Here is a 14018-nt window from a genome sequence, read left to right on the forward strand (position 1 = left end):
CGGGGGTGGGGGAGTGGACGGTCGGTCAATGATCCCCCAGCCGGTTCCCGGCCGTGCGGCACCCTGCCGGGTCGGTGCCGTGCCGGGTGGGAGATCCCCGTCTCAACTACGCGCGTAGCGTGGCCGTCCGGTTACGGGTGGCCTCCCACCAGCCGTTATCGTGGTGACGGTCGGCAGCTTCCCAAGGTTCCTCGGGCCACCGCAGCGCCGCGGCCGCCCGGCGACCCGCCGCCGTCGCTCCCGACCTGCCGCCGCCCGTAGTGGCCCCACCGACGGTGGACGTACCAGCGGGCGACAACCCCGACGTACGGAGAATCGCGCCCGTGGCTGCCGCTGACGCCCAAGTGTTCCCGCCCCGTACCCCCGGACCGGCCCGGCTGGTGGTGCTGGTCTCCGGTTCCGGCACCAACCTCCAGGCGCTGATCGACGCCGCCGCCGACCCCGCCTACGGGGCGCAGATCGTCGCGGTGGGCGCCGACCGCGACGGCATCGCGGGCATCGGGCGGGCCGAGAAGGCCGGGATCCCGGTCTTCGTCCAGCGGATCAAGGACCACGCCGACCGGGCCGCCTGGGACGCCGCGCTGACCGCCGAGACCACCTCGTACGAACCGGACCTGGTGGTCACCGCCGGGTTCATGAAGATCCTCGGCCCCGCGTTCGTCGCCGCCTTCGCCGGGCGCACCGTCAACACCCACCCCGCGCTGCTGCCCGCCTTCCCGGGAGCGCACGGCGTCCCCGACGCGCTGGCGTACGGGGTCAAGGTCACCGGCTGCACCGTGCACCTGGTGGACGCCGGGGTGGACACCGGGCCGATCATCGCCCAGGGCGTGGTGGAGGTCGAGGACGCCGACCACGCCGACGGCGGCGAGGCGCTGCACGAGCGCATCAAGACTGTCGAGCGCAAGCTGCTCGTCGAGGTCGTGGGCCGGCTGGCCCGCGAAGGACACCGCATCGAAGACCGAAAGGTATGGATTCCGGCATGAGCGCCGCTTCCTCCGCCAGCAAGCCCGTCTCCGAGAACGTGCGCCCGATCCGGCGCGCGCTGATCAGCGTCTACGACAAGACCGGGCTGGAGGAGCTGGCCCAGGGCCTGCACGCCGCCGGGGTCGCCATCGTCTCCACCGGCTCCACCGCCGGGAAGATCGCCGCCGCGGGCGTCCCGGTCACCGAGGTCTCCGAGCTGACCGGCTTCCCCGAGTGCCTCGACGGCCGGGTCAAGACCCTGCACCCGCGCGTGCACGCCGGTGTGCTGGCCGACCTGCGCCTGGAGTCGCACCGCGCGCAGCTCGCCGAGCTGGGCGTCGAGCCGTTCGACCTGGTCGTGGTGAACCTGTACCCGTTCACCGCCACCGTCGCCTCCGGCGCCACCCCCGACGAGTGCGTCGAGCAGATCGACATCGGCGGCCCGTCCATGGTCCGCGCCGCCGCGAAGAACCACCCCTCGGTGGCCGTCGTGGTCGACCCGGCCCGCTACGCGGACGTGCTGACCGCCGTGCAGGGCGGCGGCTTCGACCTGCTGACCCGCAAGCGCCTCGCGGCCGCCGCGTTCGCGCACACCGCCGCGTACGACGTCGCGGTCGCCTCCTGGTTCGAGGAGTCGGGCTACACCGAGTCGGAGGCCGCGTTCCCGACCTTCCTGGGCAGCACCTGGGAGCTCGGCAACGTCCTGCGCTACGGCGAGAACCCGCACCAGCAGGCCGCCCTGTACACCGACGGCACCGGCGGCCTGGCGGGCGCCGAGCAGCTGCAGGGCAAGGAGATGTCCTACAACAACTACGTGGACACCGACGCGGCCCGCCGCGCCGCGTACGACCACGAGGGCCCGGCCGTCGCCATCATCAAGCACGCCAACCCGTGCGGCATCGGCACCGGCGCGGACGTCGCCGAGGCGCACCGCAAGGCCCACGCCTGCGACCCGGTCTCCGCGTACGGCGGCGTGATCGCCGTCAACCGCCCGGTGAGCGTCGAGCTGGCCGAGCAGATCGCCCCGATCTTCACCGAGGTCGTCGTCGCTCCCGGCTACGAGGACGGCGCCCTGGAGGTGCTGGCCAAGAAGAAGAACCTGCGGGTGCTGCGCGCCTCCGGGGCCCCCGCCGACGCGGTGGAGTCCCGCCGGATCTCCGGCGGCCTGCTGCTCCAGCAGGTCGACCGGGTCGACGCGGCCGGCGACGACCCGGCCACCTGGACGCTGGCCACCGGCGCGGCGCTGTCCGCCGACGAGCTCGCCGAGCTGTCCTTCGCCTGGCGGGCCTGCCGGGCCGTCAAGTCCAACGCCATCCTGCTCGCCAAGGACGGCGCCTCGGTCGGCGTCGGCATGGGCCAGGTCAACCGGGTCGACTCCTGCAAGCTCGCCGTCGAGCGGGCCGGCGAGCGCGCGAGCGGCGCCTACGCCGCCTCGGACGCGTTCTTCCCGTTCGCCGACGGCCTGGAGATCCTGCTCGCCGCGGGCGTCAAGGCCGTGGTGCAGCCCGGCGGTTCGATCCGCGACGAAGAGGTCGTCGCCGCCGCCGAGAAGGCCGGCGTCACCATGTACCTCACCGGCACCCGGCACTTCTTCCACTGACCCGGCGCGCCGGGTCCGGCGCCGGGAACGCCCGAGGGCCCCGTACTCCGCGGAGTACGGGGCCCTCGGGCTGCGCGGGGGCGGGTTACTTCTTGACCACCAGGGTGCCGGCGGCCCGGTCGTGCCAGCCCTGCAGCTTGCCCGAGTTGTCGAAGAACGGCGACACCCAGACCAGGATCATGCCGATGCCGCAGGCCAGGTAGCCCACCCACGGGATGATGTAGCGGACGAAGCCGGCGCCCAGGCCCGGGTGCTGGCCGTTGTTCTCGCGGACCACGCGCAGGCCCAGCGCCATCTTGCCGACGGTCGCGCCCGCCAGGCTGATCAGCAGCCACTCGTAGAGCAGGCTGAACACCGCGATCACCGCGAACATGGTGAAGAACGCGGCCACCGCGCTGGTGCTCGCGTTCGACACGCAGGTGTTGTAGTCGGAGCTGGTGTAGTCGCACTCGTTGGCCTTGTTCGCCAGGCCGACCGCGCCGGCCATGCCCGCCGCCATGGCGATGCCGATGACCACGCCGGTCACCAAGGTGTCCAGCAGCCGGGCCAGGAAGCGCTGGCCCATGGTGGCGACCTGCACGGTGCCCAGGTGTGCGATGTTGATGTAGCCGTTGTTGGCCTGGATCGTGCCGGCCGGCTGCGGGTAGCCGTAGCCGGGCTGCGGCGGGACCTGCTGCGCGTAGCCGTACGGCTGCTGCGGGGGCTGCTGCGGGTAGCCGTAGCCGGGCTGCTGCGGGGGCTGCTGCGGGTAGCCGTAGCCGGGCGGCGGGGGCTGCTGGCCGTACGGGTTGTTCGGGTCGGGCGGGTAACTCATCGGTGCCTCCGGGCAGGAAGGGGTGTGGACGGAAAAACCTGGGGACGGGCGGGCAGAGACGCCGACCGCGGGGCAGAGTAGCGGACCATCCGGACAGGACACAGGGCAACAGCCATCGACCGACCGCCCGTTCAGAACCGGAACGGGCCGAGCCGGGCCAACTCCCAGGCCCAGGCCGGCAACAGGGCGGCGGCCAGCAACAGGTTGCGGCCCGCGTACGACGACTCCCGCCACCGGCGGCCCGGGCCGAGCGGCCAGCCCACCAGCAGCACGGCGGCCAGCGCCGTCACCGGGTTCGCCAGCAGCGCCGCGCCCCAACGCCCGTGCCCCGCCTCGATGAACACCGTGGTGCTGCCGCACAGCGGGCACGGCACCCCGGTCAGCAGCCGCAGCGGGCACAGCACCCCCGGGTCGTGCGCGTCGTGCGCCGCCGCCACCGCGACCGCCGCCCCGGCGACCACCGCCCCCCGCAGCAGCACCCGCAGCGCCGCACCCGGCACGGTGCCCGCCGACCACCAGGGCGCGGCCGGGAACGGGGCGGTGCGGACCGGGGCCTCGGCCCCGGGGGCGGTCACGGCCGCAGGGGGGCGCGAACGGGCAGGGCGGCAGCCGCGCCGCGGACGACCGACGGCCCCGGCAAGTACGGTTCGCTCACTGTCGTTCTTCCCCCGAACATCTCGTCCCCCGCCGGCGGACGGCCCGTCACCAGACCCGGTGCGGCAGGGATTGCCCCGCCATCGTCGTCCGTACCACGCCGCGCTGTCCAGCCGCCAGCCGCAACCCGGACCGGACCGTGGCACAACCGCAACGGGTCCGACACGCTCCGTGTCCGCCCCGGGGACGCTCGGTGGCCGCCGCGCCGCGCCGGTCCGACGGGCGGTACGGCGGCACGCCCCCCGCCCCGGATCCGGGAGAATGGGCCCATGACTGCCCAGATTCTCGATGGCAAGGCCACCGCGGCCGCGATCAAGTCCGAACTCGCCGTCCGCGTGGCGGCCCTCAAGGAACGGGGCATCGTCCCCGGCCTCGGCACCGTCCTGGTCGGCGACGACCCGGGCAGCCGGTGGTACGTCAACGGCAAGCACCGGGACTGCGCGGAGATCGGCATCGCCTCCATCCAGCGCGAACTGCCCGCCACCGCCACCCAGGAGGACGTCGAGGACGTCGTCCGCGAACTCAACGCCGACCCGTCCTGCACCGGCTACATCGTCCAACTCCCGCTCCCCAAGGGCCTGGACCAGAACCGCGTGCTCGAACTCATGGACCCCGACAAGGACGCCGACGGCCTCCACCCCACCTCGCTCGGCCGCCTCGTCCTCGGCATCGACGGCCCGCTGCCCTGCACCCCGCTCGGCATCGTCGAACTGCTCCGCCGCCACGACGTCGCCCTCGACGGCGCCGAGGTCGTCGTGGTCGGCCGCGGCATCACCGTCGGCCGCTCCATCGGCCTGCTGCTCACCCGCCGCAGCGAGAACGCCACCGTGACGCTCTGCCACACCGGCACCCGCGACCTCGCCTCGCACCTGCGCAAGGCCGACGTCATCGTCGCCGCCGCGGGCGTCCCGCACCTGGTCAAGCCCGAGGACGTCAAGCCCGGCGCGGCCATCCTCGACGTCGGCGTCTCCCGCAGCGAGGGCAAGATCGTCGGCGACGTGCACCCCGGCGCCGCCGAGGTGGCCGGCTGGATCTCCCCCAACCCCGGCGGCGTCGGTCCGATGACCCGCGCCATGCTCCTCAACAACATCGTCGAGGCGGCCGAGCGCCGCGCCGGCGTCTGACACCGGTGCCCGGCGTCCCGCGGCGAGGCCGCCGCCGTCCCCCCGTCACCACCCTGGGCACCCTGCCCCCGGAGGGCTCGGCGGCCGCCCTCGGCCGCCGCCACACCCTCCCGCTGCGCCAGTGGCCGATCACCCTGGTGCTCGCCGTGGCCGCGGCCGGCCTGCTCACCACCTGGAGCGGCCACTTCCGGTCCGGCCTGCTCACCGTCGGCGCGGCGATGCTGCTCGGCGGCCTGCTCCGGCTCGGCCTGCCCGACGTCGGCCTGCTCGCCGTCCGCAGCCGGTTCACCGACGTCACCCTGATGTTCCTGCTCGGCGGCGCGATCGTCCTGCTCACCCTGGTCGCCCAGCCCGACCCGTGGCTGCGGGTGCCGGTGCTGGAGAACATCGGACGGCTGATCGGGCACCCGATGCGGTGAGCGGAGCCGGGGGCGCGGGGGACCGCACGCGGTTCCCCGCGCCCCTGGCTTCGCGCTCTTCGGCCTTGCGATAGCCTTGCCCAGGTCTCTCGATATCGAGAGATCATCCTCGGCTCCAGCGCGCCGGTGTGCCTGGGGCACCTGGCGATCGCAGGAGAAGGCTGAAATGACTCGCACCCCCGTCAACGTCACCGTCACCGGAGCCGCCGGCCAGATCGGCTACGCGCTGCTCTTCCGCATCGCCTCGGGACACCTGCTGGGTGCCGACGTTCCGGTGAACCTGCGCCTCCTGGAGATCCCGCAGGGCCTGAAGGCGGGCGAGGGCGTCGCCATGGAGCTGGACGACTGCGCCTTCCCGCTGCTGCGCGACATCACCGTCACCGACCAGGCGAACGTGGCCTTCGACGGCGCCAACGTCGCCCTGCTGGTCGGCGCCCGTCCGCGCACCGCGGGCATGGAGCGCGGCGACCTGCTCTCCGCCAACGGCGGCATCTTCGGCCCGCAGGGCAAGGCCATCAACGACAACGCCGCGGACGACATCAAGGTCCTGGTGGTCGGCAACCCGGCCAACACCAACGCCCTGATCGCCCAGCGCAACGCCCCGGACGTGCCGGCCGAGCGCTTCACCGCGATGACCCGCCTGGACCACAACCGGGCCGTCGCCCAGCTCGCCAAGAAGGCCGGCGTCACCGTCGAGGACGTCAAGAAGGTCACCATCTGGGGCAACCACTCCGCCACCCAGTACCCGGACCTGTTCCACGCCGAGATCTCCGGCAAGGCCGCCTTCGACGCCGTCGGCGCCGACCAGGAGTGGGTCGAGAAGTTCTTCATCCCGAAGGTCGCCAAGCGCGGCGCCGAGATCATCGAGGTCCGCGGCGCCTCCTCGGCCGCCTCGGCCGCGAACGCCGCCATCGACCACGTGCACACCTGGGTCAACGGCACCCCCGAGGGCGACTGGACCTCGATGGGCATCGTCTCCGACGGCTCGTACGGCGTGCCGGCCGGCCTGATCTCCTCCTTCCCGGTCACCACCAAGGACGGCAAGTTCGAGATCGTCCAGGGCCTGGACCTCTCCGAGTTCGACCGCAAGCGGATCGACGCCTCGGTCGCCGAGCTCGCCGAGGAGCGCGACGCGGTGCAGGAGCTCGGCCTCATCTGAGCCCCGACCCCGCACGCGGCGAAGGCCGGGACCCCCGCGGGGGTCCCGGCCTTCGCCGCGTGCGCCGGGCGCTACTTGCGCACCAGCAGGGCGACGCTCAGGCCGGACACCTTCCACACCCGCTGGACGGTGAAGTGCCGGTCCAGGGTCTGCTGCTCGGGGACGGTCACGGTGTTCAGCACGTCCGGGTCGCCGTCGTCCTTGGAGACCAGCCAGATCCGCGGCTCGTCGTGCAGGCAGGACTCCGGCTCGGCGCACAGCGTGGGCCACAGGTCGTCGCGCTGCTGCCCGCTCTCCCCGGCGCCGACGTCCCGCAGCTTCACGTGGTGCGGCAGGTACTGCAGGTAGTACGGCACGCCGTTGTCGACGCCCCACCACACGGCGTCGCGCTGCTGGCCGTACGCCGCGCCGTCGCCGGGCAGGTAGTTGGCGTCGATGATCCGGGCCGCGGCCCGGTAGTCCAGCGGGGCGAACCAGGTCAGCGGCTTCGGGTACTCGTAGTGGGCGTGCGAGAGCGGGTCGCGCACCGCCGCCTGGTCGGGGAGTGACAGCAGGCCGAGGACGGCCAGCGCGACGGCCGCGCCGCGCAGCCGGACCAGCGCCAGGCCGCCGCCGGCCAGCACGCAGGCGGCCGGCAGCACGAAGAACATGTACTTCGGGATGAAGTACGACACCGAGCCGACCCGGGACAGCTCCCACAGCAGCAGCACCGGCACCAGCACGCCCGCCGTGCCCAGCGCGGCGGAGTCCCGCCGCGGCCCGCCCCAGGCCAGCGCGCCCGCCAGCAGCACGCCGCCCGCCATCAGGGTCGAGCAGAATATCCCGCCCCACACCAGGGTCAGGTCGTCGGGCACCGGCACCGTTATCCAGCTGATCTGCCGCCCGGACTGCTTGGTGCCCAGGTGGATCAGCGGGTACGCGAAGGCCACGGCCAGCAGCACGGCGGCGGTGAAGCCGACCGGGCGGCGCCACTCGCGGCGCTCCCGCCACCAGGCGATCAGCACGGCCAGGCCGTGCGCGGCCAGGAAGGTCAGCGCCACCAGGTGCAGGTAGGCGGTGCCCACCAGGGACAGCGCGTACAGGCCCCAGCGCAGCACCGTGGGCCGCTCCACGGCCCGCAGCAGGGCCAGCAGGGCCACCGAGGCCAGCAGCACCACGAACGCGTACGAGCGGGCCTCCTGGCCGTAGCGCACCACGGTCGGCACCAGGGCGAAGACCAGGCCGCCGAGCAGGCCGGCCCGGGCGCCGAACATCCGGCGGCCGGCCAGCGCGACGCAGGCCGCCGCGCCGGACATCGCCAGCACCGTCGGCAGCCGCAGCATCGTCGGCGACTCGCCGAACAGCGACGTCCAGTAGTGCATGAACAGGTAGTAGAAGCCGTGCACCGCGTCGACGTGCTGGAGCATGGCGAGGATCGCGCCGGTGGGGCGCCGGATCACGGTCAGGGTGGCCAGCTCGTCGTGCCACAGCACCGGACGCTTGATCATCAGCAGGCCGGCGGCCAGGGTCAGCAGGGCCGGCGGCAGCCAGACCGCGCGGGCCAGCCGCCGCAGGGCCGGCGGCAGCGCGGCCGTCCGGGCGTGCGCCCGTCCCGCGGACCGGTCGGTGGAGGGCATCGGCGGGGACGAGTCGGTCCGGGCCATGGGATCAGTCCTGCGCTTTCGGCCGTTGGGTGCCCGAGCCGGAGCGGCGGGGCAGCGGTTCGACCCGCTTCCGGTGCAGCGCGGCTCCACCGGGGGACGGTTCGGGTGCACCGGCATGTTACGCGCGCTCCCGGCCGTCCGTTTCCGCCCGGCGCCGGCGGGGCTGACCTCTAGGATTGCGGGCTGTGAGCGAAACCCTGCAGGACGCGGCGCTCGTCCTGGTGTTCATCATGCTGGGCGGCCTGTTCAACGTCGCCGAGATCGCGCTGATCTCGCTGCGCGAGGGCCAGATCCGGGCCCTGGAGGCGGTGGGGACGCGGCGGGCCGGGCGGGCCGCGCACCTGGCGGCGGACCCGAACCGGTTCCTGGCGGCGGTGCAGGTCGGGGTGACCTGCATGGGCTTCCTGTCGGCGGCGTTCGGCGCCGACACCCTGGCGGGCAAGCTGGCGCCGGTGTTCGTCCGGGCGGGCCTGTCCGAGGGCGTCGCGGACACGGTCGCGCTGGTCGGCCTGACCCTGGTGATCTCCTACGCCTCGCTGGTGCTGGGCGAGCTGACGCCCAAGCGGATCGGCCTGCAGCGGGCCGAGTCGATCGCGCTGCTGGCCGCGCCGGTGGTGGACGTGATGTCGGTGGTGCTGCGGCCGGCGATCTGGCTGCTCGGCCACTCGACCAACCTGATGGTCCGGCTGCTGGGCGGCGACCCGAGCGCCGGGCGCGGCGTGATGAGCCCCGAGGAACTGCGCGGCCTGGTCGCCGCCAACACCGAACTCGGCTCGGACGAACGCGAGTTGATCAACGAGGTGTTCGCGGCGGGGGAGCGCCAGCTGCGCGAGGTGATGGTCCCGCGCACCGAGGTGACCTTCCTGGACGGCGACCGCCCGGTGGCCGAGGTCCGCCACGAGACCGACTCCGCCCCGCACTCCCGCTACCCGGTGGTCGACGGCTCGTACGACGCGGTGACCGGCTTCGTGCACGTCCGCGACCTGTACGGGGCGCGCGGCGAGCAGGCCGTCCGGGTGCGCGAGCTGGCCCGCCCGGTGAAGCTGCTGCCCGCCACCAAGCGGGTGCTGGAGGCGATGAGCGAGATGCGCCGGGAGGGCCACCACCTGGCGATCGTGGTCGACGAGTACGGCGGCACCGCGGGCATCGTCACCCTGGAGGACCTGGTCGAGGAGGTGATCGGCGAGATCCGCGACGAGTACGACGCCCAGGACACCACCGCGACCCGCCGGCTGGCCGGCGGCGGCATGGAGATCGACGGGCTGCTCAACCTCGCCGACTTCACCCAGGAGACCGGCCTGGCCCTGCCCGAGGGCCCGTACGAGACGGTCGCCGGGTTCGTGGTGCGCGAGCTGGGCCGGCTGCCCCGCAAGGGCGACCAGGTGGTCACCGAGACCGGGGCCCGGCTGACCGTGGCCCGCCTCGACGGGCGGCGGATCGAACGGCTGCGGGTGAGCACCGTCACACCGGCCGGTCCGGTCGCCCCGGAGGTTTCCTGACCGGCCGGGGAAGCTGGAAGAATGGCCCCATGGTCAACGCAGCGGTCACCGGTCCCGTGAAGGACCGTCCCCGGGTGCTCTCCGGCATCCAGCCCACCTCGGGCTCCTTCCACCTGGGCAACTACCTCGGCGCGGTGCGCCAGTGGGTCGACCTGCAGGAGGCCAACGACGCCTTCTACATGGTGGTCGACCTGCACGCGATCACCGTCGAGCAGGACCCGGCGGTGCTGCGCCAGAACACCCGGATCTCCGCCGCCCAGCTGCTCGGCGCCGGCCTGGACCCGGAGCGCTGCACCCTGTTCGTGCAGTCCCAGGTGCCCGAGCACGCGCAGCTGGCCTGGGTGATGAACTGCCTCACCGGCTTCGGCGAGGCGTCCCGGATGACCCAGTTCAAGGACAAGTCGGCCAAGCAGGGCAGCGACCGCACCACGGTCGGCCTGTTCACCTACCCGGTGCTGATGGTCGCCGACGTGCTGCTCTACCAGGCCGACGCGGTGCCGGTCGGCGAGGACCAGCGCCAGCACCTGGAGCTCACCCGCGACCTCGCGGACCGCTTCAACACCCGCTACGGCAAGACCTTCACGGTGCCCGAGCCGTACATCCTCAAGGCCACCGCCAAGATCCAGGACCTGCAGGACCCGGCCGCGAAGATGAGCAAGTCCGCGGCCACCGACAAGGGCCTGGTCAACCTGCTCGACCCGGCGAAGACCAGCGCCAAGAAGTTCAAGAGCGCGGTCACCGACACCGACACCGTGGTGACCTACGACGAGGCGAACAAGCCCGGCGTCTCCAACCTGCTGCGGATCCACTCCGCGCTCAGCGGCCTGTCGACCGACGAACTGGTCGCGCACTTCGAGGGCAAGATGTACGGCGCCCTGAAGACCGAGCTGGCCGACCTGTTCACCGAGTGGGTCACCCCGTTCCAGGCCCGCACCCAGCAGTACCTGGACGACCCGGCCGAGCTGGACCGGGTCCTCGCGCTGGGCGCCGAGAAGGCCCGCGCGGTGGCGTCCGAGACGCTCGCCGAGGTCTACGACCGGGTCGGCTTCCTGGCGCCCAAGCGCTGATGCCGACGGCTGCCGCCCCCGGTGGTGACGGCCTCGACGAGGCCGTCACCATCGGCGTGTCCATACACGTCCCGGAGCCGTACGGCAGCCGGGTGCAGGACGCCCGGGCCGGGCACGGCGACCCGCAGGCCAGGTCGATACCGACCCACGTCACCCTGCTGCCGCCGACCGAGACCCGCACCGGCTTCCTGCCCGCGATCGAGCGCCACCTGCGGGCGGTGGCCGCCGCCCAGCGGCCGTTCCGGATGCTGCTGCAGGGCAGCGGCACCTTCCGGCCGGTCTCCCCCGTGGTGTTCGTCCGGGTCGAGGAGGGCGCCCAGGAGTGCCGGGTGCTGGAGGCCGAGGTCCGCTCCGGCCCGCTGGCCCGCGAGCTGGCCTTCCCCTACCACCCGCACGTCACCGTCGCGCACGGCCTGCCCGAGCCCGTCCTGGACCGCGCGTACGAGGACGCCCGGGGGTTCCGGGCGGTCTTCGAGGTCGCCGAGTTCGTGCTCTCCCGGTTCGGCGCGGACTCGGTGTGGCGCCCCTGGCGGAGCTACGCGTTCGGGCCGGCCTGAGCAGCCCGGACACCCCGGCCGTCCGGGGCGTCCGGGCTGGGAGTTCCCGGCGGGTTCACTGGGAGTCCGCGGGGAGCCGTCCGGCGAGTTCGAGCATCCGGTCCACCACCCGGGCCGCGGCCCGGCCGTCGTCGAGCGGGCAGAACCGCTCCCGGAACGCCCGGTAGCGCTCCCGGTACGGCTCCGGGTCGAGGTCGCGCAGGGCGGCCACCACGGCGGCCGAGTCCGCCAGCAGCGGGCCCGGGGCGCTCGACTCGAAGTCGAAGGTGAAGCCGCGCAGCCGGTTGCGGTAGTGCTCCAGGTCGTAGGTGAAGAACAGCATCGGCCGGCCGGTCACCGCGAAGTCGAACATCAGCGACGAGTAGTCGGTGACCAGCACGTCGGCGGCCAGCATCAGGTCGGCGACGTCCGGGTGGTCCGAGACGTCCCGGACGAAGTCGTCGTCCGGCATCCGCCCGCCGACGTGCACGTGCGGGCGCAGCAGCAGCACGTGGTCCCCGCCGAGGGCGGCCCGGGCCGCCCCGACGTCCAGCCGCAGGTCGAGCCGGTAGCGGTCGCCCTCGCGCTGGTCGTCGCGCCAGGTCGGGGCGTACAGCACCGCGGTGCGCCCCTCGGGGACGCCGAGCCGGGCCCGGACCGCGGCCCGCTCGGCCGGGTCGGCGCGCACCAGCCGGTCGTTGCGCGGGTAGCCGGCCTCCAGCAGTTCGCCGCGGTAGGCGAAGGAGTCGGCCAGCACCGGGGTGGCGAACGGGCTGGGGGAGAGCAGCAGGTTCCACTGCCGGACCTCGTGCTCCAGCCGGTCCAGGTAGCCGTCCTCGGTCATCCACGCGGCGCGCACCTGGCGCGCTATCCGCTTGAGCGGGGTGCCGTGCCACAGCTGGGCGACGACCTGGCCCTCGCGGCGCTCCAGGAACTCCGGGAAGTGCGTGTTGCCGACCAGGTAGCGGCTGGTGGCCAGCGCCTCGTACCACTCGGGGCTCCACATCCGCAGCGCGGTGGTGCCCGGCGGGGGCTGCTCCTGGCCGTCCTCGACCACCCACAGGTGCTCCAGCGGCAGGCCGCGGGCGGCCAGTTCCTCGTGCACGGCGCGCGGGTTGCAGGAGTAGCTGCGGCCGCCGAAGACGTCGTACAGCACGGCGTCGCGCAGCGGGCGGCGGCGGGCCTCCGGGTAGGCCCCGGTGCGCAGCCGCAACTGGCGGCGGGCGCTGCGCTCGGCGGCGGTGAGCACCGGGGTGCTGTCCAGGATCAGGGTGTCGTGCCAGCGGCGCTCCAGCACGAAGGTCTTGGGGCCGCGCGCGGCGCGCAGCGGCAGCGCCTCCAGGACGCCGGGGTGCAGGCGCAGCGACGGCTCCTCGTGCTCGGGGGCGCCCGCCCGGCGCAGCGACAGCTCCCAGACGCCCTTGGCGAGCGGGCGGGGGCGGCCGTCGGAGGCCGGCGGCTCCAGCGGCAGGACGGCGGCGAACCGGCCGTCCGGGCCGGTGGTGACGGGGCGCCGGCGCTCCCGGCCGTCGCCGCTGTGGCGCAGCACCAGTTCGAGCGCGGTGCCGGCGTGGTGCGGCAGCTCGCCGGCCACCCGGTAGCCCTCCGGGACGGCGGTGAGGGTGTCGACCAGCGGCTCCGGGTCCTGGACGCAGAACTGCAGGTGCAGGTCGGAGAGCTGCTTGGCGTACAGCACCTGCCGGTCCGGCAGCGGGAGTTGGCGGCGGCCGGCCGGCGGGCAGTCGGCGCGCAGGTCGACGGTGGCGCCGCCGGGGCCGAGCAGGGTCGGCTCCCAGTGCCCGGTGAGCGAGCACTGCCCGGCGGCGATCCGGGCGGTGAACGCGGTGCCGTCCCAGTCGGTGGCGCAGCCGACGGCGGTGTCGGTCTCCCGGTGACGCAGTATCAGCCGCCCGCCGGCGGCCGCGGCGGGGGCCCGGCCGGAGAGCCGGAAGCCGTCGGGGGTGCGCTCCAGGCCGGTGACGGCGCCCAGGCCGGTGAGCACGGTCAGCTGCAGGGTGCCGCCGCCGAACCGGGGGACCAGCAGCACGCCCTCGTCGACCCAGCGGGCGGGCGGGTACTCGGCGCTGCCGCACCAGTGCGCGGCCAGCGGGGCACGGGCCCGGACCTGGCCGGCGGCCACCAGCGCGTCGACCCGCCAGGTGCCGGGCTGCCACCGGCCGCCCGGGCCCAGCGACCGGGGGTCGAGCAGCGCGGTGAAGCCGGTCCAGTCGAGGCCGTGCGCCTGCTGGCCGCTGTCGTCGGTGGCCTCGGGCAGGTAGCGGGGGTGGGTCGGCAGGACCAGCGGCCGCTGCCCGGTGGGAGGGGTCAGTTCGAGGGCGACCGCGGTCTCGCCCGGGCGGTCGCCGGGATGGCCCTCCAGCCGCCCGTCGCCGGACAGCGACAGGACGTCGCCGTCCCAGACGGCCTGGCGCAGCCCGACCCGGGCGGAGGCGTCCGGTGCGGTGCGGAGGCGGTCCTGGCGGCCGGCGAAAAGGGAGATTCGAGACACTCGCCCATGACAGCCAGGCGAATGGGGAAAG

General features: G+C 74.0%; 12 protein-coding genes. 8 read left to right on the forward strand and 4 right to left on the reverse strand.

Annotation, left to right across the window (positions count from 1 at the left end; translation table 11 throughout):
* Nucleotides 1-323 precede the first annotated feature (323 nt).
* Nucleotides 324-983, forward strand: a complete 660-nt coding sequence (gene purN, locus EDD39_RS10745; RefSeq protein WP_244256669.1) for a phosphoribosylglycinamide formyltransferase — start codon at nt 324-326, stop codon at nt 981-983.
* Nucleotides 980-2563, forward strand: a complete 1584-nt coding sequence (gene purH / locus EDD39_RS10750) for a bifunctional phosphoribosylaminoimidazolecarboxamide formyltransferase/IMP cyclohydrolase (RefSeq protein WP_123555123.1) — start codon at nt 980-982, stop codon at nt 2561-2563. The genes purN and purH overlap by 4 nt, the downstream gene beginning before the upstream one ends.
* An 85-nt stretch (nt 2564-2648) precedes the next feature.
* Here the strand turns inward: purH and EDD39_RS10755 are convergent, their stop codons facing one another.
* Nucleotides 2649-3377: an RDD family protein gene (locus tag EDD39_RS10755; protein WP_123555125.1), complete on the reverse strand. Its 729-nt coding sequence runs from the start codon at nt 3375-3377 to the stop codon at nt 2649-2651.
* Between the two features lie 131 nt (nt 3378-3508).
* Complete coding sequence (locus tag EDD39_RS10760; protein WP_208765472.1) at nt 3509-3952, reverse strand: DUF2752 domain-containing protein; 444 nt, start codon at nt 3950-3952, stop codon at nt 3509-3511.
* 348 nt (nt 3953-4300) lie between these two features.
* On the opposite strand from EDD39_RS10760, the gene EDD39_RS10765 reads away from it, so the two are divergent.
* From EDD39_RS10765 to EDD39_RS10775, 3 genes are all read left to right on the forward strand, one after another.
* A complete protein-coding gene (locus tag EDD39_RS10765) occupies nt 4301-5155 on the forward strand; it encodes a bifunctional methylenetetrahydrofolate dehydrogenase/methenyltetrahydrofolate cyclohydrolase (RefSeq protein ID WP_123555127.1) in 855 nt (284 codons plus the stop codon).
* Between the two features lie 5 nt (nt 5156-5160).
* Nucleotides 5161-5574 carry a DUF3017 domain-containing protein gene (locus EDD39_RS10770; RefSeq protein WP_208765473.1) on the forward strand — a complete coding sequence of 138 codons (414 nt, stop codon included), beginning with the start codon at nt 5161-5163 and terminating at the stop codon, nt 5572-5574.
* Between the two features lie 166 nt (nt 5575-5740).
* Complete coding sequence (locus tag EDD39_RS10775) at nt 5741-6733, forward strand: malate dehydrogenase (RefSeq protein WP_123555128.1); 993 nt, start codon at nt 5741-5743, stop codon at nt 6731-6733.
* 71 nt (nt 6734-6804) lie between these two features.
* Here the strand turns inward: EDD39_RS10775 and EDD39_RS10780 are convergent, their stop codons facing one another.
* On the reverse strand, nt 6805-8376 hold the full coding sequence (locus tag EDD39_RS10780; RefSeq protein WP_162869989.1) for a glycosyltransferase family 39 protein: 1572 nt from the start codon (nt 8374-8376) through the stop codon (nt 6805-6807).
* A 185-nt stretch (nt 8377-8561) separates the two neighbouring features.
* On the opposite strand from EDD39_RS10780, the gene EDD39_RS10785 reads away from it, so the two are divergent.
* The 3 genes from EDD39_RS10785 to EDD39_RS10795 are packed head-to-tail and all read left to right on the forward strand — an operon-like array spanning nt 8562 to nt 11499.
* Complete coding sequence (locus tag EDD39_RS10785; RefSeq protein WP_123555132.1) at nt 8562-9875, forward strand: hemolysin family protein; 1314 nt, start codon at nt 8562-8564, stop codon at nt 9873-9875.
* A gap of 29 nt (nt 9876-9904) precedes the next feature.
* On the forward strand, nt 9905-10942 hold the full coding sequence (trpS, locus tag EDD39_RS10790) for a tryptophan--tRNA ligase (RefSeq protein WP_123555134.1): 1038 nt from the start codon (nt 9905-9907) through the stop codon (nt 10940-10942).
* Complete coding sequence (locus EDD39_RS10795; protein WP_123555136.1) at nt 10942-11499, forward strand: 2'-5' RNA ligase family protein; 558 nt, start codon at nt 10942-10944, stop codon at nt 11497-11499. Before trpS ends, EDD39_RS10795 begins: the two co-directional genes overlap by 1 nt.
* A 55-nt stretch (nt 11500-11554) precedes the next feature.
* Here the strand turns inward: EDD39_RS10795 and EDD39_RS10800 are convergent, their stop codons facing one another.
* On the reverse strand, nt 11555-13987 hold the full coding sequence (locus tag EDD39_RS10800) for a CDP-glycerol glycerophosphotransferase family protein (RefSeq protein ID WP_123555138.1): 2433 nt from the start codon (nt 13985-13987) through the stop codon (nt 11555-11557).
* Nucleotides 13988-14018: the final 31 nt, after the last annotated feature.

Source organism: Kitasatospora cineracea, assembly GCF_003751605.1.
Taxonomy (GTDB): domain Bacteria; phylum Actinomycetota; class Actinomycetes; order Streptomycetales; family Streptomycetaceae; genus Kitasatospora; species Kitasatospora cineracea.